This is a genomic window from Actinomyces sp. ICM47 (assembly GCF_000278725.1).
In the GTDB taxonomy this organism is placed as follows: Bacteria; Actinomycetota; Actinomycetes; order Actinomycetales; family Actinomycetaceae; genus Pauljensenia.
In genome coordinates this window covers 19731-45296 of record NZ_ALCA01000127.1, presented here as the reverse complement: position 1 = coordinate 45296, position 25566 = coordinate 19731, and the positions used below count along the sequence as shown (strand labels likewise).

Genomic DNA, 25566 nt, shown 5'->3' with positions numbered 1-25566 from the left:
TCAGATCTCCTTGCCCTGCTCAACGCCGCGCTTCGCGCCGCCACGGGTCACGCGGACTCGGACGGTGCGGGTGCGGCCGCCGCGCTCAACGGTGTCCTCGCGGAAACCGACGCGAACGCGCTTCTTGGTCTCGGGGTCGACCAGAGCGACCTTGGACAGCGAGATGGGGGCTTCGATGGTCTCGATGCCGCCAGCGCTACCCTGCTGGCCCTGGCGCACGTGGCGCGTCTTGAGGTTGACGCCCTCGACGAGGACCTTGCCCTCGGCCGGGAACACCTGGATGACGCGGCCCTGCTTGCCCTTGTCGCCGGGCTTCAAGGGCTCGAGGCCCTCCTCGGCGCGGCGGGCGTTGCGCTTGGCCAGCGCCTGCTCGTCGGACGTGCGTCCGCGAACGACCTCCACGAGGTCATTCTTACGAATCTTGGCTGCCATGGATCAGATCACCTCCGGAGCGAGGGAGACGATACGCATGAACTTCTTGTCGCGCAGCTCACGGCCCACGGGGCCGAAGATACGCGTGCCACGCGGCTCGCCATTGTTGTTGATGATGACGGCCGCATTCTCGTCGAAACGAATGTAGGAACCGTCGGGGCGGCGGGTTTCCTTACGCGTGCGAACGATCACTGCCTTGACGACTTCGCCCTTCTTGACGTTGCCGCCGGGGATGGCGTCCTTCACGGTGGCGACGATCGTGTCGCCGATACCCGCGTAGCGCCGACCCGAGCCACCGAGAACACGGATGGTCAGGATCTCCTTGGCCCCTGTGTTGTCGGCGACCTTCAGTCGCGACTCCTGCTGGATCATTTTCTATTGACTCCTGTCGTCGTGCCGGTTCTCTCCCGGGTTGTACCGGTCGAGCCTTGCCGAACGGATTTCGGTCTGTGAGCGAAGGTCACTTCGCCTTTTCGAGGATCTCCACAACGCGCCAGCGCTTGGTGGCCGACAGCGGGCGGGTCTCCATGATGAGGACGAGATCGCCGACGCCGCACTCGTTGTGCTCGTCGTGAACCTTGACCTTCTTGTTCTTGCGCATGACCTTGCCGTAGAGGGCGTGCTTGACGCGGTCCTCGATCTGGACGACAACGGTCTTGTCCATCTTGTCGCTGACGACGTAGCCGCGACGGACCTTACGCTCGTTACGAGCGGTGGTTTCTGCCATCAGGCTCACTCCTCAGTGCTCGGGGCGGTGCGGTAGCCAAGCTCCCGCTCACGCGCGATGGTATAGATCCGGGCAATGTCGCGGCGCACGGTCTTCATGCGACCGTGATCCTCGAGGTTGCCAACGGCCTGCGCGAAACGCAGGTTGAACAGCTCGGCCTTGGCCTTCTCCAGCTCCTTGGTGAGCTGGGCATTGTCCATGGCGTCGAGCGCCTCGGTGGTCAGACCCTTATCTGCCATCAGATGTCACCACCCTCTCGGACCACGAAACGGGTCTTGATAGGAAGCTTGTGCTGGGCACGGCTGAGGGCCTCGCGAGCGAGCTCCTCGGGGACGCCTGCCAGCTCGAACATGACACGTCCGGGCTTGACGGGGGCAACCCACCACTCCGGAGCACCCTTACCGGAACCCATTCGTGTTTCGGCGGGCTTCTTGGTCAGCGGGCGGTCCGGGAAGATGTTGATCCAGACCTTACCGCCACGCTTGATGTGACGGGTCACGGCAATACGAGCCGCCTCAATCTGACGGTTGGTGATGTACGCACCCTCAAGAGCCTGGATGCCGTAGTCGCCGAACGCCAGTTCGGTGCCACCGGACGCGAAGCCAGTGCGGTGAGGACGGTGCTGCTTGCGGTACTTAGTCCGACGGGGAATGAGCATTGGGCTCAGGCCTCCGATCCGGTCGTGGGCGCAGCGGCCTCGGAGGCGGAAGCCTCACGGGGGGTCTGCTGCGCAGCGGTCTCCTGGTTGGGGCGTCCACCGCGGCGGGGGCCACGGCGGCCATCGCGGCGTCCGCCACGCTGGGCCTGCTCGGCCTGCTGGCGAGCGAACTCGCGCTCGGTGATATCGCCCTTGTAGATCCACACCTTGACGCCGATGCGACCGAAGGTCGTGCGGGCCTCGTGGAATCCGTAGTCGATGTTCGCGCGGAGGGTGTGCAGCGGCACGCGGCCCTCGCGGTAGAACTCGGAGCGGGACATTTCGGCGCCACCCAGACGGCCGGACACCTGGACACGAATGCCCTTGGCGCCAGCGCGCTGCGCGGACTGAATGCCCTTACGCATCGCACGACGGAAGGACACGCGGGCAGCGAGCTGCTCGGCGATGCCCTGCGCAACGAGCTGCGCTTCGAGGTCGGGGTTCTTGACCTCGAGGATGTTCAGCTGAACCTGCTTGCCCGTCAGCTTCTCGAGCTGAACGCGCAGGCGGTCGGCCTCGGCACCACGGCGACCGATGACGATGCCCGGGCGGGCGGTGTGCAGGTCGACGCGAACGCGGTCACGCGTACGCTCGATTGCCACCTCGGCGATGCCGGCGCGCTCGAGGTTGTCGGTCAGGAACTTGCGGATCGCGACGTCTTCGGCCACGTAGTCCGCGTAGCGCTGTCCCTTGGTGGTGGAGTCGGAGAACCAGCGAGACCGGTGGTCAGTCGTGATTCCCAGACGGAACCCGCGGGGGTTGACCTTCTGACCCATATCAGCGGTCTCCCTTCTTCTTGTCTTCCTTGGTCCCCACCACGATGGTGATGTGGGAGGTGCGCTTGAGAATACGACCGGCGCGTCCCTGAGCACGGGGACGGATGCGCTTCATGGTCGGACCCTCGTCCACGTATGCCTCGAGCACGAGCAGATCGGCCTCGTTGAAGGTCTCGCCGGCGTTCTCAGCCTTGACCTTCGAGTTGGCGACTGCGCTCAGCAGCACCTTGCGGACATCGGTGGCGACGGCCTGCGGGGCGAACCGCAGAATGTCGGCGGCCTCCAGAACACGCTTGCCGCGAACCTCGTTCACAACACGGCGGGACTTCTGGGGCGTGACGCGGATGAATCGCGCCTGCGCCTTGGCTTCCATGTATCTGCCTCTTCTTCCGTGGGGCCGGCTCAGCGCCGACGTCCCTTACGATCGTCCTTGTCGTGGCTGCGGAAAGTGCGCGTGGGAGCGAACTCGCCGAGCTTGTGGCCCACCATCGACTCGGTGACGAAAACGGGCACATGCTTACGGCCGTCGTGGACGGCGATGGTCAGACCCAGGAAGTCCGGGGTGATGACCGAGCGACGCGACCAGGTCTTGATGACGTTCTTCGAGCCGGATTCGTTCGCGGCGTCGACCTTCTTGAGCAGGTGGTCGTCGACGAACGGGCCCTTCTTCAAACTACGCGGCATTTCAATCGACTCCTACTCAGCGGTTCTTGCCGGTCTTGCGACGGCGGACGATCAGACGATCGGACGCCTTCTTCGGACGACGCGTACGGCCCTCGGGCTTGCCCCAAGGCGACACGGGGTGACGACCACCGGACGTACGGCCTTCACCACCGCCGTGCGGGTGATCAACCGGGTTCATGACGACACCACGGACGTGCGGGCGCTTGCCCTTCCAGCGCATGCGGCCGGCCTTGCCCCAGTTGATGTTCGACTGCTCAGCGTTGCCGACCTCGCCGATGGTGGCGCGGCAGGTGGCCTCAACGTTGCGGATCTCGCCGGAGGGCATACGCAGCTGGGCGAAGCGGCCTTCCTTAGCGACGAGCTGCACGGAGGTGCCAGCGGAGCGAGCGATCTTGGCGCCGCCACCCGGGTAGAGTTCGACGGCGTGCACAACGGTACCCAGGGGGATGTTGCGCAGCTGCAGCGAGTTGCCGGGCTTGATGTCGGCACCAACGCCAGCCTCGATGTGATCGCCCTGCTTGAGGCCGGACGGAGCGAGGATGTAGCGCTTCTCGCCGTCCGCGTAGTGCAGGAGAGCGATACGAGCGGTGCGGTTGGGGTCGTACTCGATGTGAGCGACCGTCGCAGGAACACCGTCCTTGTCGTGACGACGGAAGTCAATCACGCGGTACTGGCGCTTGTGGCCGCCGCCGCGGTGGCGGGAGGTCACGCGACCGTTGTTGTTACGGCCACCGGTCTTGTGCAGCGGGCGCAGCAGCGACTTCTCGGGGGTGTCGCGCGTGATCTCGACAAAGTCAGAGACAGACGAGAAGCGACGGCCCGGAGTCGTGGGCTTGTACTTGCGAATTCCCATTGTTCAAATGTCCCTTCGGTCCTCAGGCCTGATCGCCGAAGATGTCGATGGTGCCCTCACGCACGGTGACGATGGCACGCTTGACGTCCTTGCGCTTACCGATCCCGTTACGGGTGCGGTAGGTCTTGCCCTTGCGGTTCTGGGTCGCGATGGAACCGATCTTGACGCCGAAGATGCGCTCCAGGGCAATCTTGATCTCGGTCTTGTTCGCGCGGGGGTCAACCTCGAAGGTGTACTTGCCCAGGTCCATCAGGGCGAGCGACTTCTCGGTGGTGACCGGCTTCAGGATGATGTCGCGGGGGTTCTTGCCCGCTTCAATCGTGCTCACTTGGTCTCCTCCTTGGTACCGAGGAAGGACTCAAGGGCGGCCTGCGTGAAGACGATGTCATCGGCGTCCAGGACGTCGTACGTGTTCAGCTGGTCGGCCCACAGGACGTGAACCTCGGGAACGTTGCGCAGGGACAGCGCGGTCAGTTCGTTGCCACGCTCGAGGACGACGAGAGCCTGGCGGTCCTCGACGATGGCGCGCAGGGCGGCCAGAGCAGCCTTGGTCGAGGGCTTCTCACCTTCGAACAGGGCGGTGACAACGTGGATGCGGTCGGCGCGCGCACGGTCGGACAGAGCGGAGCGCAGCGCGCCCTGCTTCATCTTCTTGGGGGTGCGCTGGTCGTAGTCACGCGGCTGAGGGCCGTGGACGACGCCGCCGCCGGTGAAGTGAGGCGCACGGATGGAGCCCTGGCGAGCGTTACCGGTGCCCTTCTGGCGGAACGGCTTCTTGCCGCCGCCAGCGACGTCACCGCGGGTCTTCGTCGCGTGCGTGCCCTGACGAGCGGCCGCAAGCTGAGCGACGACAACCTGGTGCATCAGCGGAATGTTGGTGGGGACGTCAAAGGTCGAACCGGGGAGAACGACGGTACCCGCCTTCTTGCCCTCGAGGTCGATGACGTCAACGTTACGATCGTCAGCCATGATCACGCACCCTTCACGGAGGAGCGAACCAGGACCACGCCGTTCTTCGGACCCGGGATAGCGCCGCTGATGAGCAGCAGACCCTTCTCGGTGTCCACGGCCTGGATCGTCAGGTTCTGAACAGTACGACGGTTGCCACCCATGCGGCCGGCCATGCGCAGGCCCTTGAAGATGCGACCGGGGGTCGCGCAAGCGCCGATGGAGCCGGGCTTGCGGTGGTTGCGGTGCGCACCGTGGGAGGCGGAGACACCGGCGAAGCCGTGACGCTTCATAACGCCGGCAAAGCCCTTGCCCTTGGTGGTGCCGGAAACGTCGACGGACTGGCCAGCCTCGAAGGTGGCGGCGTCGAGTTCCTGACCGAGCTCGTAAGAGTCTTGCTCGGACGTGCGGACCTCAGCGAGGTGACGGCGGGGGGCAACCCCAGCCTTCTCGAAGTGGCCCTGCAGGGGCTTGGTGACCTTACGGGAGTCAATCTCACCGAAGCCAAGCTGAATAGCGGAGTAGCCGTCGACCTCTTCGGTACGAACCTGGGTCACGACGTTGGTGCCGACCTGCACGACAGTCAGGGGCACGAGGTGGCCGTCGGCATCCCAGACCTGGGTCATGCCGAGCTTGCGGCCGAGCAGCGCCTTGATGGGCGCGCCAGCGTGCTGCTTCTTGTTAGTCATTGCAGATGTCCTCAGAGCTTGATCTCGATGTTGACGTCCGCAGGCAGGTCGAGGCGCATAAGCGAGTCGACGGCCTTGGGGGTCGGGTCGATGATGTCGATGAGCCGCTTGTGCGTGCGCATTTCAAAGTGCTCGCGGCTGTCCTTGTACTTGTGGGGCGACCGAATAACGACGAACACGTTCTTCTCGGTCGGCAGCGGCACCGGGCCCACGACCGTGGCGCCAGCACGCTGTACGGTGTCCACGATCTTGCGCGCGGAGCTGTCGATGACCTCGTGGTCATACGACTTGAGCCGGATGCGGATCTTCTGTCCCGCCATGCCGTCTTACCTCTTCTCGTACAGATTCGCCGCCGGTCCCCGCACTCGGGCGTGTCGCAGCCGTTGTGCTCGCGATCCCTCGCGCAGACCGACGTCTTGTCCAAAGATCTTGGGCATATTGCCCGACCCATACGTGATGGCACGCATGGGCCACCCCAGATACGCTGGGGCAACCGTGCCATTCTGTCAGAGTTCCACCCACGGGTACAAACCCAAGGGGGCGTTCTCGCATGTGAAACCACCGACAGAGTGGCGCACGCGACGATCAAATCCGCAGATACAGCCTTGACCGTCACCAAGAAACTACCGTACCCCGCACTCGGGCGTGTCGCAACTGGGGATGCGTCACAGCGTCACGAAAATCAGCGTTATGGCCTGCGGTGACAAGGAGTAGTGTGCGCGAATGCACCATCCTCACGCCCACTCCCCCGCCCTCCGCCACTGGCTACCCATTCCCCCGTAGACGGCTCGACTCGACGACCACACGACGCGAGGGCTATAGGACGTGCCATGTCGCTGAGGTTCGCGCCTTGCGTTCCCTGGCGTGTCCTTCTCATCCGCACGTGGGCCTGCTATTCCGAGCCTGGGCCTTCTCATCCGCACGTGGGCCCGCTATTCCGAGCCTGGGCAACCACGCCCACGTACGGAACAGCGGGTTAACGTGCGCAACAGGCGGCCCCCATACGGGTCAGCTGGTTCACACGCAGGACACGTTGGAGTAGCTATCACACGCGGATGCTCCACGAATCATTGGGCAGCCGCACGCCCACGGCGCTTCAACATTCACAGAAGCGAGGTACACGCGACACCTAAAACACCGATTTTTCCGCGCAACAAAGCCGAAAAATCAACACCCCAGCAACACGTCGTGTCCAATAACCCCGACGCAAGGCAATCCGCCACGAGGCCGTGGCTGCGCTGGCCTCCCGCGCGCCACGCACCCCGGCCTCGTACCCACACCCCGGCCTCGTACCCGTACCCCGACACCATAGGTACGAGGCACCCACCCGCGCTGGCATAGCGAAGGGTCCCACCTCCTCGCGGAGGTGGGACCCTCAATGCCGCTGGATCAGCAGCGAATCAGATCTGAGACAAACTCAGAGGACGATTCACTTGATGATCTTGGTGACACGACCGGAACCAACGGTGCGGCCACCCTCACGGATAGCGAAACCGAGGCCGGGCTCCATGGCGATGGGCTGGATCAGCTCAACGGAGATCTCGGTGGTGTCGCCAGGCATGACCATGTCGGTGCCCTCGGGGAGGGTGATGACGCCGGTCACGTCCGTGGTACGGAAGTAGAACTGCGGACGGTAGTTCGAGAAGAAGGGGTTGTGGCGGCCGCCCTCTTCCTTCTTGAGGATGTAGACCTGGCCCTCGAACTCGGTGTGGGGCGTGATGGAGCCGGGGCGGGCCACAACCTGGCCGCGCTCGACCTCGTCGCGCTTGGTGCCACGGAGCAGCAGACCACAGTTCTCGCCAGCCCAGGCCTCGTCCATGGACTTGTGGAACATCTCGATGCCGGTAACCGTGGTCTTCTGGGGCTCACGGATACCGAGGATCTCGACCTCGGAGTTGATGGGCAGCTTGCCACGCTCAACACGACCGGTGACGACGGTGCCACGACCGGTGATCGTGAAGACGTCCTCGATCGGCATGAGGAAGGGCTTGTCCATGTCACGCTCGGGGGTGGGGATGTAGGAATCCACCGCGTCCATGAGCTCCTCGACCTTGGCAACCCACTCCGGGTCGCCCTCGAGGGCCTTCAGAGCGGAGACCTGGATGATCGGGGCGTCGCGATCGAAGTCCTGGGACTCGAGCAGGTCGCGGCACTCTTCCTCGACCAGTTCCATCATTTCCTCGTCGTCGACCATGTCGGACTTGTTGAGGGCGATGAGGATGGTGGGAACGCCGACCTGACGGGCGAGCAGAACGTGCTCGCGGGTCTGGGCCATGGGGCCGTCGGTGGCGGCGACCACGAGGATCGCGCCGTCCATCTGGGCAGCGCCGGTGATCATGTTCTTGACGTAGTCGGCGTGGCCGGGGGCGTCAACGTGAGCGTAGTGACGCGCCTCGGTCTGGTACTCGACGTGGGAGACGTTGATCGTGATACCACGATCGCGCTCCTCGGGAGCGTTGTCGACCTGATCGAAGGGGGTGTACTCGTTCAGATCGGGGTACTTGTCGTGCAGCACCTTCGTGATAGCTGCCGTCAGCGTCGTCTTGCCGTGGTCAACGTGACCAATCGTGCCGATGTTGACGTGCGGCTTGGTGCGCTCAAACTTGGCCTTCGCCACTTGTGTCCTCCTGGACTCGGGTAGATATTCTCAGCCTACGGCTAGGTGTCAGCTTAACACCCCTAGGGCTTGAGACCTACTGGGTTTACTTGTGTGTGAGGCGGCTCGCAGGGGCAGGTCACCCTGCCCCCACGAACCCCCGGTGGGACTCAGTTGCCCCGAGACTTGCCGACGATCTCATCCGCGACGGCGCGCGGAACCTCGGCGTAGCTGTCGAACTCCATGGAGTAGACAGCGCGGCCCTGCGTCTTGGAACGCAGGTCGCCCACGTATCCGAACATCTCGGACAGCGGCACCTGAGCCTTGACGACGCGGACGCCGTGCTGCTCATCCATCGAGGAGATCTGGCCACGACGGGAGTTCAGGTCGCCGATGACGTCGCCCATGTACTCCTCGGGAGTACGGACCTCGACAGCCATGATCGGCTCGAGGAGGACGGGGTTCGCCTTCTTGGCGGCTTCCTTCAGCGCCATCGAGCCAGCAACCTTGAACGCCATTTCGGAGGAGTCAACCTCGTGGTAAGCGCCATCAAGCAGCGTGGCCTTGATGTCAACCATCGGGTAGCCGGCGAGAACGCCGGACTGCATGGCGTCCTTGATGCCCGCATCGACCGAGGGGATGTACTCGCGCGGGACGCGGCCACCGGTGACCTTGTCCTCGAACATGTACTCTTCCTCGGAGTCGGCCGGGAGGGGTTCAAGGGCGATGATGACACGCGCGAACTGACCGGAACCACCGGTCTGCTTCTTGTGCGTGTACTCGTACTTCTCGACCGCCTTGCGGATGGTCTCACGGTAGGCAACCATCGGGTTACCCACGTTGGCCTCGACCTTGAACTCGCGACGCATACGGTCGACGATGATGTCGAGGTGCAGCTCACCCATACCACCGATGATGGTCTGGCCGGTCTCGGGATCGAGCTCGACGGTGAACGTCGGATCTTCTTCCGCGAGCTTCTGGATGGCAACGCCCATCTTCTCCTGGTCAGCCTTCGACTTAGGCTCGACGGCGACCTGGATAACGGGGGCGGGGAAGGTCATCGACTCGAGGACGATCGGCTTGTCGATAGCGGCAAGCGTGTCACCCGTGGTCGTGTCCTTCAGGCCGATGACCGCGTAGATGTGGCCAGCGTGCGCCACGTCGACGGGGTTCTCCTTGTTGGAGTGCATCTGGAAGATCTTGCCGATGCGCTCCTTCTTACCCTTGGTCGAGTTGAGGACCTGGGAACCGGACTCAACCTTGCCGGAGTACACGCGGATGAAGGTGAGCTTGCCGTAGAAGGGGTGCGCGGCGATCTTGAAGGCCAGAGCGGAGAAGGGTTCCTTCTCGTCGGGCTTACGAACCTCGGTCTCTTCCTCGGTCTCAGAGCCGGGGAGGAAGCCGCGAACGTCGCCGATGTCGAGCGGGGAGGGCAGGAAGTCCACGACGGCGTCGAGGACGGGCTGCACGCCCATGTTGCGCAGAGCGGTACCACAGTACACGGGGAAGGCGCGCGAGGAGATGGTCAGGAGGCGGATACCTTCCTTGATCTGCTCGAGCGTCAGGTCGCCGTTCTCCAGGTAGGCCTCGGTCAGCTCGTCGGAGCCCTCAGCGGCGGCCTCGACGAGGGCCTCACGGTACTCCTCGGCCTGCTCCTGGTACTCCTCCGGGATGGGGCCGCGCACAACGAGGGAGCCGAGCGTGTCGTTGCCCTTGTCATCCTTGGCCGGGTAGGTCAGCGCCTCCATGGTCAGCAGGTCGATGTTGCCAACGAAGTCGTTCTCGGCGCCCATCGGGAGCTGCATGACGATCGGGGTCGCGTGGAGACGATCCTTAATCGTGCCAACCGAGAAGTAGAAGTCGGCACCCATCTTGTCCATCTTGTTGATGAAGCAGATACGCGGGACGTCGTACTTGTCGGCCTGACGCCACACGGTCTCGGACTGGGGCTCAACGCCCTCCTTGCCGTCGAACACGGCGACAGCGCCGTCGAGGACGCGCAGCGAGCGCTCAACCTCAACGGTGAAGTCAACGTGACCGGGGGTGTCAATAATGTTGATCTGGTTACCGTTCCAGAAAGAGGTGACTGCGGCGGACGTAATCGTGATGCCGCGTTCCTTTTCCTGTTCCATCCAGTCGGTCGTCGAGGCACCGTCGTGCGTCTCGCCGATCTTGTAGTTGATGCCCGTGTAGAACAGGATGCGTTCCGTCACGGTCGTCTTGCCGGCATCGATGTGAGCCATGATGCCAATGTTGCGGACCTTGTTGAGATCCGTCAGCACCTCTAGTGCCACGAGTGTGGTTCCTTCGTTCGAAGTGATAGGTGTTATTGCTGCGTGAGACGAGGCCCGGTTGCCCAGGCCTCGTCTTTACATCACCAGCGGTAGTGCGCGAACGCGCGGTTGGACTCAGCCATCTTGTGCATGTCCTCACGGCGCTTCACAGCGGCACCGAGGCCGTTGGAGGCGTCGAGGATCTCGTTGGCGAGACGCTCGGTCATGGTCTTCTCGCGACGCTGACGCGAGAAGTCGACCAGCCAGCGCAGGGCGAGAGTCGTGGCGCGCGCGGGGCGAACCTCGACGGGGACCTGGTAGGTCGCGCCGCCGACGCGGCGGGAGCGGACCTCGAGGGCCGGGCGGATGTTCTCGAGGGCGCGCTTGAGCACGGAGACGGGCTCCTGCTCAGTGCGCTCGCGAACGGTCTCAAGTGCGCCGTAGACGATGCGCTCGGCGACGGTCTTCTTGCCGTCGAGGAGGACGCGGTTGACCAGCTGGGTCACGACCTTGGAGCCGTAGACCGGGTCATCGACGAGGGGGCGGCGGGGAGCGGGGCCCTTACGAGGCATTACTTCTTCTCCTTCTTCGCGCCGTAACGGGAACGGGCCTGCTGACGGCCGCGGACACCCTGGGTGTCCAGCGAACCGCGGACGATGCGGTAACGCACGCCGGGCAGGTCCTTCACACGACCACCGCGCACGAGCACGATCGAGTGCTCCTGCAGGTTGTGGCCCTCACCGGGGATGTACGCGGTGACTTCGATGCCGGACGAAAGGCGCACACGAGCGACCTTTCGCAGAGCCGAGTTCGGCTTCTTCGGCGTGGTGGTGTACACGCGGGTGCACACGCCGCGACGCTGGGGGGAGCCCTTCAGCGCGGGGGTCTTCACCTTCGCGCGCTTCGAGACACGTCCCTTGCGGACGAGCTGCTGAATGGTAGGCACTGGGTCTCCAGTTTCTTTCCGTCGGCGGCCTCCCCTCACGTCGAGGGGCTGCCCTGATTGTCAGTCTTCCGCGACCGTAAACCCCCGTGTGGGCACACGTGTCCGCAGGGGCCGGTGCGCCATGATAACCACGCGGGTCAGAGGATGACGCCCGGAGCTCCGACGGACGGAGCCCGCTCCCGGTTTCCCGGGCACAGAGGTTCCACAGAGGCGGGAACCACCCTCAAGGATAGCGGGGAACCTCGTCGGGCGTCAAAGGGTGCGCCTTGTGTTTCGTCCCTCATCGACGAGGTCGGGGCTGGTTTCCGGGGCTCGTCTCCCATGCGTAGTGCTGAGGTTTCCTGTTATCCGCAACGATCCCTGCGGTGCCGAGATTTCGCATCTGCACTGCTGACGGTTCCCTCTCGCCAGTGTTTCCACGCATTTGCTGTCATCCTGTGCCGACAACCCCATGAAACGACCTCAACAAGCCTCCACACAACCCGGGACTTGACTACCACCCACCAGCCCCTCCCCTGCCGTGCACCCGCCGCTGTGCCCACGCACAGGACCCCGGCCTCGTCACGTGTGTACGGACGAGGCCGGGGCCCCAAGCGGTCACGAAACCGGACTACTCGCGGAAGTTCATGCCGAAGTCGATGGCACCCAGCGCGTCGAGGAAGTCCTCGGACACGGAGCCGTCACCGAAGTCGGCCTCGGTGTAGTTCGAGTTCGCCATGGCCTCAGCCGTCGGCTCGACGATAACGTCGTTGTAGCGCGACAGACCGGTGCCAGCCGGGATGAGCTTACCGAGGATGACGTTCTCCTTGAGGCCCACCAGGGAGTCCGACTTGCCGTTCATGGCGGCCTCGGTCAGGACCTTGGTGGTCTCCTGGAAGGACGCGGCACTCAGCCACGAATCCGTGGCCAGCGACGCCTTGGTGATACCCATCAGCATCTGGCGGCCGGAAGCGGGCTGGCCGCCCTCGGACGCGACGCGGCGGTTCTGCGTCAGGTACGCCATGCGGTCGACGAGCTCGCCGGGCATGAACGTGGTGTCGCCGGGCTCCAGGATGGTGACGCGGCGCAGCATCTGACGGACGATGACCTCGATGTGCTTGGCGTGGATGCCCACGCCCTGGTCGCGGTACACCTTCTGGACCTCGTCCACGAGCATCTTCTGGGCCACGTTACGGCCCATGATGCGCAGGATTTCCTTGGGGTCCAGCTGGCCCTCGGTCAGCGGGGTGCCGGCGGCGATGTGCTGGCCCTCGGACACGAGGAGCTTCTGGCGACGCGACACCTCGATGACCAGGTCTTCCTTGCCATCGTCGCGGGTGATGATCACCTTACGAGCACTGGGATCCTCGTCGTCGATGTGGACGCGGCCGGCTGCCTCGTTCATCTTGGCTTCGACCTTCGGGCTGCGCGCCTCGAAAAGCTCCTGAACACGGGGCAGACCCTGCGTGATGTCCGCAGCGGAGGCGGCACCACCGGTGTGGAACGTACGCATCGTCAGCTGCGTGCCGGGTTCGCCAATCGACTGGGCGGCGATAATGCCGACCGCCTCGCCGATGTCGACCTGCTTGCCGGTGGCCAGCGAGCGACCGTAGCACTTCGCGCAGGTGCCGACCTGGGACTCACAGGTGAGGACGGAACGGCACACGATCTGCGAGACGCCGGCGGCAACCAGCTCGGCGAGCTGATCGTCACCGAGGTCGGTGCCCGCGGGCATGACGACCTCTCCGGCCTCGTTCACGGCGTCGCGGGCGAGGTTACGGGCGTAGGCGGTCGTCTCGATGGTGTCGGACGCCTCCCACTCACCGAACTCGTTCTTCTTCGCGATGTCGATCTTCAGGCCGGCGCGGGTGCCACAGTCGGCCTCGCGGACGATGACGTCCTGGGAGACGTCGACGAGACGACGGGTCAGGTAGCCCGACTCGGCGGTACGCAGAGCCGTATCGACCAGGCCCTTACGGGCACCGTGCGTGGCGATGAAGTATTCGAGAACGGTGAGGCCCTCGCGGTAGTTTGCCTTAATGGGCTGCTCGATCAGCTTCTGCTTCGGGTCGGACACGAGGCCACGCATACCGGCGATCTGCTGAACCTGCGACCAGTTACCACGGGCGCCCGAGTTCACCATGCGGTACACGGTGTTGCGCTCGGAGAAGTTCGCGCGCATGTCCTCGGCGACCTCTTCGGTGCACTGCAGCCACAGCTTCACGAGTTCCTCGTAGCGGGTCTCCTCGAGGATGATACCCGTCTCGAACTGTTCGACGATCTCGGCGGCCTTGGCCTCGTAACGGGCCAGGATCTCGCGCTTGCGCGGGGACGCCTGAATGTCGGAGAACGCAATCGTGATGCCCGACCAGGTCGACCAGTGGAAGCCGGCCGACTTCAGGGCGTCGAGGCAGTCCGCGACGAGCACGTTCGGGTAGCGCTGCGTCAGCGTGTTCACGATGTTGCCGAGCTGCTTCTTGCCGACGACCTCGTTGACGAACGGGTAGTCGGTGGGCAGCAGTTCGTTGAAGATCGCACGGCCGAGGCTGGTCTCGAGGATCAGCTCGTCGCCGCTCTCCCAACCCTCGGGGGCTTCCCAGCCCTCGGGGGGCACGGTGCCGTCGGCGAAGCGGATGCGCGCGGTCGCGTTCAGGTCCAGGTTGCCGGCGTCGAACGCCATCTGGGCCTCCGCCTGGCTGGAGAAGTACGGGACGACAGGGTTGCCGTCTTCGTCCGTCTCGACCGGGATCGACGGGTCGGGGTTCGAGGTCAGGTGGAACAGACCAATAATCATGTCCTGCGACGGCATGGCAACGGGGCGACCGTCGGAGGGCTTGAGGATGTTGTTCGTCGACAGCATGAGGATGCGGGCCTCGGCCTGCGCCTCAGCGCCCAGCGGCAGGTGGACAGCCATCTGGTCGCCGTCGAAGTCGGCGTTGAACGCGCCACAGGCCAGGGGGTGCAGCTGGATGGCCTTACCCTCAATCAGCTGGGGCTCGAACGCCTGGATGCCGAGGCGGTGGAGCGTAGGTGCACGGTTGAGCAGCACGGGGTGCTCGCGGATGACGTCGTCGAGGACGTCCCACACCTCGGGGCGCTGGCGCTCGACCTTGCGCTTGGCGGCCTTGACGTTCTGCGCGTAGTTCTTCTCAACCAGGCGCTTCATGACGAAGGGCTTGAACAGCTCCAGGGCCATCTGCTTGGGCAGACCGCACTGGTGCAGCTGCAGCTGCGGGCCGACGACGATAACGGAACGACCCGAGTAGTCGACGCGCTTGCCGAGCAGGTTCTGACGGAAACGACCCTGCTTGCCCTTGAGCATGTCCGAGATCGACTTCAGCGGACGGTTGCCCGGACCCGCGACGGGGCGACCACGGCGACCGTTGTCGAAGAGGGCGTCAACGGACTCCTGAAGCATGCGCTTCTCGTTGTTGACGATGATCTCGGGGGCACCCAGCTCGAGCAGACGCTTGAGTCGAGTGTTGCGGTTGATGACGCGACGGTACAGGTCGTTGAGGTCGGAGGTCGCAAAGCGGCCGCCGTCCAGCTGAACCATGGGGCGCAGATCCGGCGGGATCACGGGGATCTTGGTCAGCACCATCGAGGCCGGCGAGTTGCCGGTGGCGACGAAGGCGTTGATGACCTTCAGGCGCTTGATGGCGCGGGCCTTGCGCGGGCCGGAGTCGGAGGAGATGGTCTGACGCAGGGCGGCCACCTCGGCCACCAGGTCGAAGGTCTCCAGGCGCTTCTGGATGGCGGACGCGCCCATGTCACCCTTGAAGTAGGTGCCGTAGCGGGCCACCATGGCGCGGTAGAGGCGCTCGTCGCCCTCGAGGTCGCCGACCTTGAGGTCCTTGAAGCGCTCCCACACGGCCTCGAGGCCGTCGATATCGCCGTCGAAGCGGCGACGGATCTTAGCCATCTCGCGCTCGCCCTGCTTGCGTGCGCGCTCGCGCTCCGCCTGCGAGGCACCGTCGCGTTCAAGGGCAGCGATGTCGGACTCGAGCTGCTCCGCGAAGTCGTTGATCGTGGCGTCGCGGTTGTTCTCCATCTGCTTCTTCTGCACTTCGAGTTCGGCGCGCAGTTCAGCCAGATCCTCGTGGCGACCCTTTTCGTCGACCTCGGTGATCATGTAGGCAGCGAAGTAGATGACCTTCTCGAGGTCCTTGGGCGCGAGGTTGAGCACGTAGCCCAGGCGCGAGGGAACACCCTTGAAGTACCAGATGTGCGTGACGGGGGCGGCGAGGTCGATGTGACCCATGCGCTCACGGCGGACGCGGGAGCGAGTGACCTCAACTCCGCACTTCTCGCAGATGATGCCCTTGTAGCGCACGCGCTTGTACTTGCCACACGCGCACTCCCAGTCGCGGGTGGGGCCGAAGATCTGCTCACCAAACAGGCCGTCGCGCTCGGGCTTGAGCGTACGGTAGTTGATGGTCTCCGGCTTCTTCACTTCACCGTGGCTCCAGACGGCAATATCGTCGCCGGTGGCCAGGGTGATCTTCAGGCTGTCGAACGTTTTGGCGTCCAGCAAAGTTATCTCTCCCTATCAGATCGCATCGATGGTCGCCGCAGCGTTCGGACGAGCATCGAGGGTGATGCCCAGGTCCTCACGCGCATTGAAGTCTTCGTCCTGCTCACGCAGGTCAATGACGTTGCCGGCCGCGTCGAGGGCTTCGACGTTCAGGCACAGCGAGCGCATTTCCTGGATGAGGACTCGGAAGGACTCGGGGATGCCGGGCTCGGGGATGTCCTCGCCCTTGACGATGGCCTCGTACACCTTGACTCGGCCGGTGGTGTCGTCGGACTTGATGGTCAGCAGCTCCTGGAGGGCGTAGGCGGCACCGTAGGCTTCCAGGGCCCACACCTCCATCTCGCCGAAGCGCTGGCCGCCGAACTGGGCCTTACCGCCCAGCGGCTGCTGCGTGATCATCGAGTACGGACCCGTGGAGCGGGCGTGGATCTTGTCGTCGACCAGGTGGTGGAGCTTGAGCATGTAGGTGTAGCCCACCGAGATCGGGTACGGGAACGGTTCACCGGAGCGGCCGTCGAACAGGCGTGCCTTGCCCTCGTAGTTGGTGAGGACGTCGCCGTCGCGGTTCGGGTTGACGTTGCGCAGCAGGCCGGCGAGTTCGTCGGCTTCGAGGCCGTCGAACACGGGGGTGGCCACGTGCGTGCACGGGCCGGTCTTGATGCCGTCAGCGGGCAGGTGCGCCGCCCACTCTTCGCCGGCCTCGACAGCGGCCGAAGCATCCCAGCCCTGGTGGGCAAGCCACCCGAGGTGGTACTCGAGCACCTGGCCGACGTTCATTCGACCGGGGACGCCCAGCGGGTTGAGGATGATGTCGACGGGGGTGCCGTCGGCGAGGAAGGGCATGTCCTCGACGGGGAGGATCTTGGAGACGACGCCCTTGTTGCCGTGGCGGCCGGCCATCTTGTCGCCGATCGTGATCTTGCGTCGCTGGGCGACGTAGACGCGCACGGTCTGGCGGACGCCGGGGTTGAGGTCGTCGTCGTCATCGTTGAACTCGCGGACGCCGATGACGATGCCCTCTTCGCCGTGGGGGACGCGCAGGGAGGTGTCACGCACCTCGCGGGCCTTCTCGCCGAAGATGGCGCGCAGCAGGCGCTCTTCGGAGGTCAGCTCGGTCTCACCCTTCGGGGTGACCTTGCCGACGAGGATGTCGCCGGCGGTGACTTCGGCACCGATGCGGATGATGCCGCGCTCGTCCAGGTCAGCGAGGGATTCCTCGGAGACGTTGGGGATGTCGCGGGTGATTTCTTCCTCACCGAGCTTGGTTTCGCGGGCGTCGACCTCGTACTCCTCGATGTGGATCGAGGTGAGGATGTCCTCTTCCACGACGCGGCGGCTGAGGATGATGGCGTCCTCGTAGTTGAGGCCTTCCCACGACATGTAGGCGACGAGCAGGTTCTTGCCGAGCGCGATCTCGCCGTTGGAGGTGGCGGGGCCGTCGGCCAGGACGTCGCCGGCCTCGACGCGGTCGCCCTCGTCCACGATAACGCGCTGGTTGGTGCAGTTACCGGGGTTGGAGCGCTCGAACTTCTCGAGGCGGTAGGAGTCGCGGCCGCCCTCGTCCGTGGAGACGACGATCAGGTCCGCAGAGACCTCGGAGACGACGCCGGAGTGGGCAGCGAGGATCATTTCGCCGGAGTCGTGCGCGGCGCGCAGCTCCATGCCGGTGCCGACCAGCGGGGCTTCCGTGGTGAGCAGCGGCACGGCCTGACGCTGCATGTTCGCGCCCATGAGGGCTCGGTTCGCGTCGTCGTGCTCGAGGAACGGAATGAAGGCCGCGGCAACGGACACCATCTGGCGGGCGGAGACGTCCATGTAGTCGACGCGATCGCGGGCGATGAGGGTCGGGTCTTCGCCGGCGACACGGCACAGGACGTCGTGCTCGGCGAAGGATCCGTCGGCCTCGAGGGGCGACGAGGCCTGGGCGATGAAGTGCCCCTTCTCGTCGTCCGCGGTGAGGTAGCGGATTTCGTCGGTGACGCGGCCGTTTTCGACGACGCGGTAGGGCGTCTCGATGAAGCCGAAGGGGTTGATGCGCGCGAAGGTTGCGAGCGAGCCGATGAGGCCGATGTTCGGGCCTTCAGGGGACTCGATCGGGCACATGCGGCCGTAGTGCGAGGGGTGGACGTCTCGAACTTCCATGCCCGCGCGGTCGCGGGACAGGCCGCCGGGGCCCAGGGCCGACAGGCGGCGCTTGTGGGTCAGGCCGGCGAGCGGGTTATTCTGGTCCATGAACTGCGAGAGCTGGGAGGTTCCGAAGAACTCCTTGATCGCGGCCACGACGGGGCGGATGTTGATCAGCGTCTGGGGCGTGATCGAGTCCGTCTCCTGGGTGGTCATGCGCTCGCGCACGGTGCGTTCCATGCGGGCGAGGCCGGTGCGGACCTGGCCCTGGATGAGTTCGCCGACGGCGCGGATGCGACGGTTCGCGAAGTTGTCGATGTCGTCGACCTCGACGCGGACCTCGACGGGTTCGCCATTTCGGGTGCCGGCGAAGGTCTTGTCGCCCTGGTGGAGGGCGAGCAGGTACTTGACGGTGGCGACGATGTCCTCGAGGGACAGGGTCGATGCCTTGGGGTCGGCTTCGATGGCCAGCTTCTTGTTGATCTTGTAGCGACCGACCTTTGCCAGGTCGTAGCGACGAGAGTCGAAGTAGAAGTTGTTGAGCAGCGTCTGGGCGGCGTCGACGTTCGCGGGCTCGCCGGGGCGCAGCTTGCGGTAGATGTCGAGCAGGGCCTCTTCCTGCGTGGCGACCGTGTCCTTTTCGAGGGTTTCGAGGAGGACCGGGTAGGCGGCGAAGGTGTCGCGAATCTCGGATTCGGTCATGCCGACGGCCTTGAGGAAGTGGGTGACCGACTGCTTACGCTTGCGGTCGATACGCACGCCGACGGCGTCGCGCTTGTCGATCTCGAACTCGAGCCATGCGCCGCGCGAGGGGATGATCTTCGCGCCGAAGGTTTCCTTGTCGGTCGAGCGGTCCGAGAGCTTCTCGAAGTACACGCCGGGGGAACGCACGAGCTGAGAGACGACGACACGCTCGGTGCCGTTAATGATAAAGGTACCGCGGGGGGTCATGAGCGGGAAGTCGCCCATGAACACGGTCTGAGACTTGATTTCGCCGGTCTCGTAGTTCATGAACTCGGCGGTCACGTACATGGGTGCCGAGTACGTGTAGTCCTTCGCCTTGGCTTCCTCCATGGAGTACTTGGGGGATTCGAGGCGGTGGTCGTGGAACGACAGGCTCATGGTGCCTGCGACGTCCTCGATGGGGGAAATCTCGTGGAAGATTTCTTCGAGGCCGGAGACGTCGGGGACGTCACCTCGGCCGGATGCCTGTGCGGCTTCGACGCGGGCCTTCCACGCGTCGTTGCCCAGCAGCCAGTCGAAGCTCTCGACCTGCAGGCCCAGCAGATTAGGGGCCTGGAGGGGTTCACGGAGCTTCGCGAACGAAATGCGGTGGCTGGGCTGTTTGGCGGTGCTGTTGGCAGCCAAAGGGGGTCCTTCCCTGCTGTTACGGTGCGCACGCTTCCTTATCACCCATTATCTGACGCGTCCTGGTCCGTCAAGCGCCTGTTACGACGGCTGGATACGGGTCACCTCGGGCATGATAAGGCGCAAATACTCAGCCTACCGTGACTCCCATCGCGAGTCAAGGCTGAGTGTGTTATGTGCAGGGATTCACGACGACGAGGCCGTGGTCGGCTTGCCCGTCAGGCGCGGCGGGTGCGGCTCCCAGTTGTGGCTGGCGGTGCCCCAAGTCGGGCGTGAACCGACGACCGACATCAGGGCGACTGACGACCGATCACTACGCTTGCAATTGGTCGCGGGTCACTATGTTAACGACGGACTACAGGCGCCGCCACCACGCGAGACAGGCTGGACAATCGTTTCACGGTTTATGAACAACGCTGCTAGGGGCGCCCGCGCGCATCGCGTAGACGAGTTCAGCACGTTCAAGCTGTTCCTCAGCGCGCTCCTCCAACTCGCGCTCCCGCGCCAGTTCCTCGGGCGTGTATGTGGCGCGCGCTTCGCGCACCACCTCGTCAAAGTCATAGAAACCATCGGGAATTTCGTCGCTCATACGGTCCTCCGCTCAACGACCTCACAATCCACCATACGGGGATCAACAAAACCGCAAGGCACAATCCGAGGCCAGCGCCATCGACGAGGCCGTGGCCGACTTGCCCGTCAGGTGCGGCGGGTGCGGCTCCCAGTTGTGGCTAACGGTGCCCCAAGTCGGGCTTGAACCGACGACCCACGGATTATGAGTCCGCTGCTCTGACCGACTGAGCTATTGGGGCGTGGCCATCTTAGCGGAGGAAGACGCCGCTCTTCCACCGACACCCTCCCTGATCCGTCGGTCACGCCACAGCGACATAGGACCTTAGTCATGCCTATGGTGATTTGACAAGGTCACAGCCAATAATTTTAAGGAGATGGCATGAACGTCGCGGAACAGATCGTGGCCCAGCTCGTCGACGCGGGAGTCCATCGGATCTACGGCATTGTCGGCGATTCGCTCAACCCCATCGTCGACGCCGTGCGCAAGACCGGCGGCTCGAAGAAGGGCGGCATCGACTGGATTCACGTCCGCCACGAGGAGGCGGCGGCGTTCGCTGCTTCGGCCGAGGCTCAGCTGACTGGCAAACTCGCCGTGTGCGCGGGTTCATGCGGCCCGGGCAACCTGCACCTCATCAACGGTCTGTACGACGCGAACCGCACGGGCGCGCCTGTCCTGGCCATTGCCTCGCACATCCCGAGCGTCCAGATCGGCTCCACCTATTTCCAGGAAACGCACCCGGACCGTATCTTCGAGGAGTGCTCGGTTTACAACGAGCTGATCTCCTCCGCGGCACAGTCGCCGCGCACCGTGAACTCGGCGATCCGCCACGCGGTCGGTCTGGGCGGCGTGTCGATCATCACTCTGCCCGGTGACGTCTCCGACCTCAAGGCCGTCGAGCACGTTCCCACCTATGCGCCCGCGCGCCCGGCGACGCTGGCCCCGAACCCGGCGGATATCGACGAGGCCGCAGCCCTCCTGAATAAGGCGGACAAGGTCGCGATCTTCGCCGGCGCGGGCGTCGAGGGCGCCCACGACGAGGTTATCGCCCTGGCCGACGCGCTCAAGGCCCCGATCGGCCACTCTCTGCGCGGCAAGCACTTCATCCAGTACGACAACCCCTTCGACGTGGGCATGACGGGCCTGCTGGGCTACGGTGCGGCCGCGGAGGGCATGAACGACGCCGATGTGTTGGTTCTGCTGGGCACCGACTTCCCCTACGACCAGTTCCTGCCCGATACCCCGACCATTCAGGTGGACACGCACGCGGAGAAGCTGGGTCGCCGCACGGACGTTGGCCTCGCGATTCACGCTCAGGTCAAGCCCTTCATTGAGGCGCTCCTCCCCCACCTGCGCGCAGGTCGCTCCGATTCTTTCCTGAAAGCCAAGATCAAGAAGCACTCGGAGATCATGCACGCTCCCGTGGGCGCCTACACGCGCAACGTGGAGAAGATGCGTCCGATCCACCCCGAGTACGCCGCGCATCTGCTCAACGAGACGGCTGCGAAGGACGCGATTGTTACGGCGGATACGGGCATGTGCAACGTGTGGACCGCCCGCTACATCGATCCGCTCGGCACGCGCCGCATCATCGGTTCGCTCCTGCACGGCTCGATGGCGAACGCCCTGCCGATGGCCCTGGGTGCCCAGGTCGCCTACCCGGATCGCCAAGTCGTGTCGGTATCGGGTGACGGTGGCCTGTCGATGCTGCTCGGCGAGCTGATCACCGCGACGATGTACAACCTGCCCGTCAAGGTGGTCGTCTTCAACAACTCGACGCTGGGCATGGTGAAGCTGGAGATGCTGGTCAACGGCCTCCCGGACTTCCAGACGGATGTCCCGGATACGAATTACGCGGAGATCGCTCGCGCAATTGGCTTCCACGCGGAGCGTGTCGAGGATGCGTCTCGCCTGGAGGCCGCGTACCGCGAGGCCTTCGCAGCGCCCGGCCCGGCCCTCGTCGAGGTCATCACGGACCCGAACGCCCTCTCCCTCCCGCCGGCCATCACGGGCGGCCAGGTCGTCGGTTTTGCGACCGCAATGAGCAAGATCGTCCTCAACCGTGGCATCGCCGAAGCCTTCTCGATGGCGACCTCCAACATGCGCAACATCCCGCGCCTGTAGGCCCCTCCCCTCGGGAGGCTCTCAGGGGACGAGGCCGGGGCTGAGTCGCGCGACGCGGCCTGGCCCCGGCCTCGTGGTTTAGGCGTACCGCCGGGCGATTGCCACCGCGTCGGGCACGTAGGTGCGCCCGAAGACGGCGCAGTGGATCATGATGATGTGCGCCTGGTGCAGGGCGATGCGCTCGCACCAGCCGTCCTCCAGGGGCGAGGCCTCGTCGTAGGCGGCGAGGATGCGCTCATAGTGCGGGCAGCCGAAGACGGCGAGGGCAGCGAGGTCCTCCTCGGCGTGCCCGCCCTGCGCGGCGGGGTCGATGAGGACGGCTCCGCCGGGCGTCCACATGACGTTGCCGTTCCACAGGTCGCCGTGGGTGCGCGCGGCACCGACGTCCTCGCGCCGAGCGATCGCGTCCGCGACCAAGCGCGGCTGGCCGTGGTCGAGGTCGCCGGAGTCGAGGAGCTCGCACAGCCGCTCGATGAGGTGCCGCTCGGAGGCGGTGAAGACGCGCGTGTCCAGGTACGGCGCGATTCGCTCACGCGCATAGAACGCTCCCCACGACTCGCGAGGGGACGAGGCCGGGGTGGCCTCGGCAGAATCCGCGCGGTTCGCGCCGCCCGCTTCGCCGCGAGCGCTCGGGCGTTCAGGGAGGGAGAGGTGAGCCTCCCCCATCCAGCCGTCACCCGCGTACCCGTCGGGGGCGGCACCCAAGTGCGTGGCACCGGCAGCGTGCGTGTGGGCAAGGGCGCGGCCGAATGCTTCGGCATCCTTCGCCGATGGTGATACCGAGACCACGCGAGGTTCCTCCAGCCACGTCGCCCCGTAATCGAGCACGGGCACGACCGCCGCCCCGGGGTCCGAGGCCTCGGCGAGCCATGCGAGGCCCGCAACCTCGTAGGCGATCCGCCCGCGACGGCTATCCGTCTTTCTTATCGTCTCCATCGACGCATCCCCGTTCCGTTCCACTGCCACCGCGCGAGAGGCTCCCACTACGTACGCACCATGCTATCCCCACCCTGCCACACACAGGGCGCGCGGAGGAGCGAGGGGTGCCCAGGCCTCGTCCCGCTTAGACACATACCAAATAAACATCGTTATACTTCCGAGTAGAGTAAAGTCCCCCGACGAGGATGTAGGCCTCCATGACCCTCACGACGACACAGAAGTCCATCGACGCCCTGCTGACCGGAGACAGGCAGTACCAGATCCCCGACTTCCAGCGCCCCTACGTGTGGGAGGAGCCGCAGGCAATCGCCCTGGTCAATGACCTGCTGGGCGCGTGGCGCACGAACGACGGCGACTACTTCCTGGGTTCGGCTGTGCTCGTGCAGCACCCCAGCGGCGACGACGTGGATATCATCGACGGGCAGCAGCGCATGACGACGCTGTGCATCCTCTTGGCGCTCCTGCGTCACCTGGCGGGTGTCGGTTCCGGACTGCACGGCGACCTCAGTAAACGCCTGAGCATCGCTGAGTCGACCTTCAAGGGCTTGGACGAGCGGCCGCGCCTGCTCGTGCGCGAATGTGACCGCGAGTTCTTCGACACGTTCATCGTCGGCGACAATATCGATTCTCTACTTGACGTCGACGCGAGTGCGCTGACCCCGGCCTCGGTGCGCCGCATCAACGACAACGCGCGGGCGATGCTCGACGTGCTGAGCGACCCGGATGTGCTGGCACCGGACGAGATCCAGAGTTTCGTCCAGTACCTCATGCTGCAGGTCTCCCTCATCGAGGTGTCGACCGACTCCTACCAGGCCGCGCACCGCATTTTCGCGGTGCTCAACACGCGCGGCGTCCCCCTGTCGGCCGCCGACATCTTCAAGGCGCGCGTCCTCGCCCACGTCGAATCCGACGCCCGGGCGCGCTACGCGGCCCTGTGGGAGCAGAGCATCGACTCGCTGGGCACGGAGAACCCGGACGCCTTCTTCGGGCACCTGCTCACCCTCGCCCTGCGCTCGCCCGCCAAGCGCGCCCTCATCGACGCGTTCGGCGAGCAGGTCCTCACCCCCTTCCTCGCGTCCAAGAGCGGCGAGGAGTTCATCGACGAGGTCGTGGTTCCCAACGCTCGCGCGTACTCTCTGGCGACGCTGGAGTCCCTCGCCGGGCACCCAGCCGCCACATCCCTACAGCTGCTGCGCCTGTACGAGGCATCCGACTGGAAGCCGGCGGCCATGGCGATCTTGAGCGTGGAGCGCAGTGACGAGGAGGTCGCCTCTCTCATGTCCTCGCTTGAGCGCCTGTACGGCACGGCAGTCGCCGCGCGCTTGGTCCCGAGTTCCCGAGAGTCGATCATCGCCAAGTTCATCGCCGCCGTCGAGGACGGCGAGTCCATCACTGCCGCCTGCGCGGTCTCCGACGATACTCGCCACCGGGCGGCCAAGACGCTGTCGAGCGCCCTGCCTCAGTCCTCTCTCCGCAAGGTGTTGCTCTACCACGCGATGGTCGCCGACCAGGGTGGATTCCCGGCTCGTCTGCCACGCAGCCTGGGAGTCCTGGCGGGGCTGCCCACCACCGCGATCCGCGGCGTCGCAGCCGACGTGGATCCTCGTATTTGGAACAGGCGTCTGGGAGGCCTGGTTCTGACGACAATCAAATCACGCACCGTTAACCAGGCACCCGACTGGGACACCGTGTCGCGTGCACTCCACGAAGCACCGACAGTCGGCGCGCTCATCGTCGGTACACTCCCCTCCGACAGAGGCGAGATCAGCAACGCCGCCCTCGAGCTGCGTCAGACCTACCTGACGCGCAGCATCCTGGACTATTGGGACATTCGCCGCGATTCCGATGGCGTGGATCTGTCTGTCTTGTCCAGCTCCGAGCTGGAGGCCGCCGTCGACAAGCGTTCCGCCGCGCGCGGCCGCCAAGTGCGCCTGGCCGACGTCGTCGCAACCGGCATCATCTCCCCCGGTGACACTTTCGTGTGGCGACGCCGCAACCTCGGCAACGTCTACGTCGTGACCATCTCAGCCGAAGGCACCATCATCCTGCCCGACGGCACGGACGTTGCCTCTCCTTCCGCGGCCATCAAGGAGTTGACCGGCAACAGCTCTGCCGCCGCCCTCGACGTCTTCGTGCGCGAGTCCGACGGCAAGAAGCTGCGCGACCTGTGGGACAAATACAGGAGCCGCTTCGCCTCGTGAGTTGTGACGGCTGGGGCCGCCCGCGCGACGCGTGGGCGGCCTGATACTCCCCTCGATTACAACAGCCCCGTCACCTCGTGGCGTCAGCACTTTGCTCCCCTTAACAGA

The 25566-nt window shown here is 64.9% G+C and carries 23 protein-coding genes and 1 tRNA gene; 2 read left to right on the top strand and 22 right to left on the bottom strand.

Annotation, left to right across the window (positions count from 1 at the left end):
* The 21 genes from rplX to HMPREF1136_RS09215 all read right to left on the bottom strand — a co-directional run bounded on the left by rplX (window position 1) and on the right by HMPREF1136_RS09215 (window position 20435).
* Window positions 1-432, bottom strand: coding sequence for a 50S ribosomal protein L24 (rplX, locus tag HMPREF1136_RS09315; RefSeq protein WP_009649081.1), 432 nt, complete (start codon window positions 430-432; stop codon window positions 1-3).
* A 3-nt stretch (window positions 433-435) separates the two neighbouring features.
* A complete protein-coding gene (rplN, locus tag HMPREF1136_RS09310) occupies window positions 436-804 on the bottom strand; it encodes a 50S ribosomal protein L14 (RefSeq protein ID WP_003790609.1) in 369 nt (122 codons plus the stop codon).
* 88 nt (window positions 805-892) lie between these two features.
* Window positions 893-1159 carry a 30S ribosomal protein S17 gene (rpsQ, locus tag HMPREF1136_RS09305; protein ID WP_003790611.1) on the bottom strand — a complete coding sequence of 89 codons (267 nt, stop codon included), beginning with the start codon at window positions 1157-1159 and terminating at the stop codon, window positions 893-895.
* Window positions 1160-1164: 5 nt separating this feature from the next.
* Window positions 1165-1398, bottom strand: a complete 234-nt coding sequence (rpmC, locus tag HMPREF1136_RS09300) for a 50S ribosomal protein L29 (RefSeq protein ID WP_009649092.1) — start codon at window positions 1396-1398, stop codon at window positions 1165-1167.
* A complete protein-coding gene (rplP, locus tag HMPREF1136_RS09295; protein ID WP_009649094.1) occupies window positions 1398-1817 on the bottom strand; it encodes a 50S ribosomal protein L16 in 420 nt (139 codons plus the stop codon). The genes rpmC and rplP overlap by 1 nt, the downstream gene beginning before the upstream one ends.
* Window positions 1818-1822: 5 nt before the next feature.
* Window positions 1823-2632 carry a 30S ribosomal protein S3 gene (gene rpsC / locus HMPREF1136_RS09290; RefSeq protein WP_009649095.1) on the bottom strand — a complete coding sequence of 270 codons (810 nt, stop codon included), beginning with the start codon at window positions 2630-2632 and terminating at the stop codon, window positions 1823-1825.
* Between the two features lies 1 nt (window position 2633).
* Window positions 2634-3005 (bottom strand): 50S ribosomal protein L22, encoded by a 372-nt coding sequence (gene rplV / locus HMPREF1136_RS09285; protein ID WP_003790620.1) that lies wholly within the window; start codon window positions 3003-3005, stop codon window positions 2634-2636.
* A 29-nt stretch (window positions 3006-3034) separates the two neighbouring features.
* On the bottom strand, window positions 3035-3316 hold the full coding sequence (gene rpsS, locus HMPREF1136_RS09280) for a 30S ribosomal protein S19 (protein ID WP_003790621.1): 282 nt from the start codon (window positions 3314-3316) through the stop codon (window positions 3035-3037).
* A 16-nt stretch (window positions 3317-3332) separates the two neighbouring features.
* Window positions 3333-4169: a 50S ribosomal protein L2 gene (gene rplB, locus HMPREF1136_RS09275; RefSeq protein ID WP_009649090.1), complete on the bottom strand. Its 837-nt coding sequence runs from the start codon at window positions 4167-4169 to the stop codon at window positions 3333-3335.
* Between the two features lie 22 nt (window positions 4170-4191).
* Window positions 4192-4497, bottom strand: coding sequence for a 50S ribosomal protein L23 (gene rplW / locus HMPREF1136_RS09270; protein ID WP_003790626.1), 306 nt, complete (start codon window positions 4495-4497; stop codon window positions 4192-4194).
* Window positions 4494-5138: a 50S ribosomal protein L4 gene (gene rplD / locus HMPREF1136_RS09265; protein WP_009649086.1), complete on the bottom strand. Its 645-nt coding sequence runs from the start codon at window positions 5136-5138 to the stop codon at window positions 4494-4496. Before rplD ends, rplW begins: the two co-directional genes overlap by 4 nt.
* 2 nt (window positions 5139-5140) lie before the next feature.
* Entirely contained in the window at window positions 5141-5806 is a 666-nt protein-coding gene (gene rplC, locus HMPREF1136_RS09260) for a 50S ribosomal protein L3 (protein WP_009649101.1), read from the bottom strand.
* An 11-nt stretch (window positions 5807-5817) separates the two neighbouring features.
* A complete protein-coding gene (rpsJ, locus tag HMPREF1136_RS09255) occupies window positions 5818-6126 on the bottom strand; it encodes a 30S ribosomal protein S10 (protein ID WP_003790631.1) in 309 nt (102 codons plus the stop codon).
* Between the two features lie 1109 nt (window positions 6127-7235).
* Window positions 7236-8423: an elongation factor Tu gene (tuf, locus tag HMPREF1136_RS09250; RefSeq protein WP_009649075.1), complete on the bottom strand. Its 1188-nt coding sequence runs from the start codon at window positions 8421-8423 to the stop codon at window positions 7236-7238.
* Window positions 8424-8572: 149 nt separating this feature from the next.
* Entirely contained in the window at window positions 8573-10696 is a 2124-nt protein-coding gene (gene fusA, locus HMPREF1136_RS09245) for an elongation factor G (protein ID WP_009649097.1), read from the bottom strand.
* Between the two features lie 80 nt (window positions 10697-10776).
* Window positions 10777-11247, bottom strand: coding sequence for a 30S ribosomal protein S7 (rpsG, locus tag HMPREF1136_RS09240; protein ID WP_003790637.1), 471 nt, complete (start codon window positions 11245-11247; stop codon window positions 10777-10779).
* Entirely contained in the window at window positions 11247-11621 is a 375-nt protein-coding gene (gene rpsL / locus HMPREF1136_RS09235; protein WP_003790639.1) for a 30S ribosomal protein S12, read from the bottom strand. Before rpsL ends, rpsG begins: the two co-directional genes overlap by 1 nt.
* A 610-nt stretch (window positions 11622-12231) precedes the next feature.
* The gene (locus HMPREF1136_RS09230) at window positions 12232-16134 is read right to left on the bottom strand and encodes a DNA-directed RNA polymerase subunit beta' (RefSeq protein WP_009649080.1); all 3903 of its coding nucleotides are present in this window, start codon (window positions 16132-16134) and stop codon (window positions 12232-12234) included.
* Between the two features lie 15 nt (window positions 16135-16149).
* On the bottom strand, window positions 16150-19626 hold the full coding sequence (rpoB, locus tag HMPREF1136_RS09225) for a DNA-directed RNA polymerase subunit beta (protein WP_009649082.1): 3477 nt from the start codon (window positions 19624-19626) through the stop codon (window positions 16150-16152).
* 397 nt (window positions 19627-20023) lie between these two features.
* Window positions 20024-20215, bottom strand: a complete 192-nt coding sequence (locus tag HMPREF1136_RS09220; protein WP_009649103.1) for a hypothetical protein — start codon at window positions 20213-20215, stop codon at window positions 20024-20026.
* A 146-nt stretch (window positions 20216-20361) separates the two neighbouring features.
* A tRNA-Ile gene (locus tag HMPREF1136_RS09215) sits at window positions 20362-20435 on the bottom strand.
* A gap of 140 nt (window positions 20436-20575) precedes the next feature.
* On the opposite strand from HMPREF1136_RS09215, the gene HMPREF1136_RS09210 reads away from it, so the two are divergent.
* A complete protein-coding gene (locus tag HMPREF1136_RS09210) occupies window positions 20576-22318 on the top strand; it encodes a pyruvate dehydrogenase (RefSeq protein WP_009649068.1) in 1743 nt (580 codons plus the stop codon).
* A gap of 78 nt (window positions 22319-22396) precedes the next feature.
* On the opposite strand, the gene HMPREF1136_RS09205 is transcribed toward HMPREF1136_RS09210, so the two are convergent.
* On the bottom strand, window positions 22397-23254 hold the full coding sequence (locus HMPREF1136_RS09205; protein ID WP_034505667.1) for a fructosamine kinase family protein: 858 nt from the start codon (window positions 23252-23254) through the stop codon (window positions 22397-22399).
* A gap of 200 nt (window positions 23255-23454) precedes the next feature.
* Between HMPREF1136_RS09205 and HMPREF1136_RS09200 the strand changes: the two genes are divergently transcribed.
* Window positions 23455-25458, top strand: a complete 2004-nt coding sequence (locus tag HMPREF1136_RS09200) for a GmrSD restriction endonuclease domain-containing protein (RefSeq protein ID WP_009649102.1) — start codon at window positions 23455-23457, stop codon at window positions 25456-25458.
* Window positions 25459-25566 lie beyond the last annotated feature (108 nt).

Bases quoted from the DNA above. Each gene is read 5' to 3' on its own strand.
- rplX (WP_009649081.1), bottom strand. From the start codon at position 432: ATGGCAGCCAAGATTCGTAAGAATGACCTCGTGGAGGTCGTTCGCGGA.
- rplN (WP_003790609.1), bottom strand. From the start codon at position 804: ATGATCCAGCAGGAGTCGCGACTGAAGGTCGCCGACAACACAGGGGCC.
- rpsQ (WP_003790611.1), bottom strand. From the start codon at position 1,159: ATGGCAGAAACCACCGCTCGTAACGAGCGTAAGGTCCGTCGCGGCTAC.
- rpmC (WP_009649092.1), bottom strand. From the start codon at position 1,398: ATGGCAGATAAGGGTCTGACCACCGAGGCGCTCGACGCCATGGACAAT.
- rplP (WP_009649094.1), bottom strand. From the start codon at position 1,817: ATGCTCATTCCCCGTCGGACTAAGTACCGCAAGCAGCACCGTCCTCAC.
- rpsC (WP_009649095.1), bottom strand. From the start codon at position 2,632: ATGGGTCAGAAGGTCAACCCCCGCGGGTTCCGTCTGGGAATCACGACT.
- rplV (WP_003790620.1), bottom strand. From the start codon at position 3,005: ATGGAAGCCAAGGCGCAGGCGCGATTCATCCGCGTCACGCCCCAGAAG.
- rpsS (WP_003790621.1), bottom strand. From the start codon at position 3,316: ATGCCGCGTAGTTTGAAGAAGGGCCCGTTCGTCGACGACCACCTGCTC.
- rplB (WP_009649090.1), bottom strand. From the start codon at position 4,169: ATGGGAATTCGCAAGTACAAGCCCACGACTCCGGGCCGTCGCTTCTCG.
- rplD (WP_009649086.1), bottom strand. From the start codon at position 5,138: ATGGCTGACGATCGTAACGTTGACGTCATCGACCTCGAGGGCAAGAAG.
- rplC (WP_009649101.1), bottom strand. From the start codon at position 5,806: ATGACTAACAAGAAGCAGCACGCTGGCGCGCCCATCAAGGCGCTGCTC.
- rpsJ (WP_003790631.1), bottom strand. From the start codon at position 6,126: ATGGCGGGACAGAAGATCCGCATCCGGCTCAAGTCGTATGACCACGAG.
- rpsG (WP_003790637.1), bottom strand. From the start codon at position 11,247: ATGCCTCGTAAGGGCCCCGCTCCCCGCCGCCCCCTCGTCGATGACCCG.
- HMPREF1136_RS09220 (WP_009649103.1), bottom strand. From the start codon at position 20,215: ATGAGCGACGAAATTCCCGATGGTTTCTATGACTTTGACGAGGTGGTG.
- HMPREF1136_RS09210 (WP_009649068.1), top strand. From the start codon at position 20,576: ATGAACGTCGCGGAACAGATCGTGGCCCAGCTCGTCGACGCGGGAGTC.
- HMPREF1136_RS09205 (WP_034505667.1), bottom strand. From the start codon at position 23,254: ATGGAGACGATAAGAAAGACGGATAGCCGTCGCGGGCGGATCGCCTAC.
- HMPREF1136_RS09200 (WP_009649102.1), top strand. From the start codon at position 23,455: ATGACCCTCACGACGACACAGAAGTCCATCGACGCCCTGCTGACCGGA.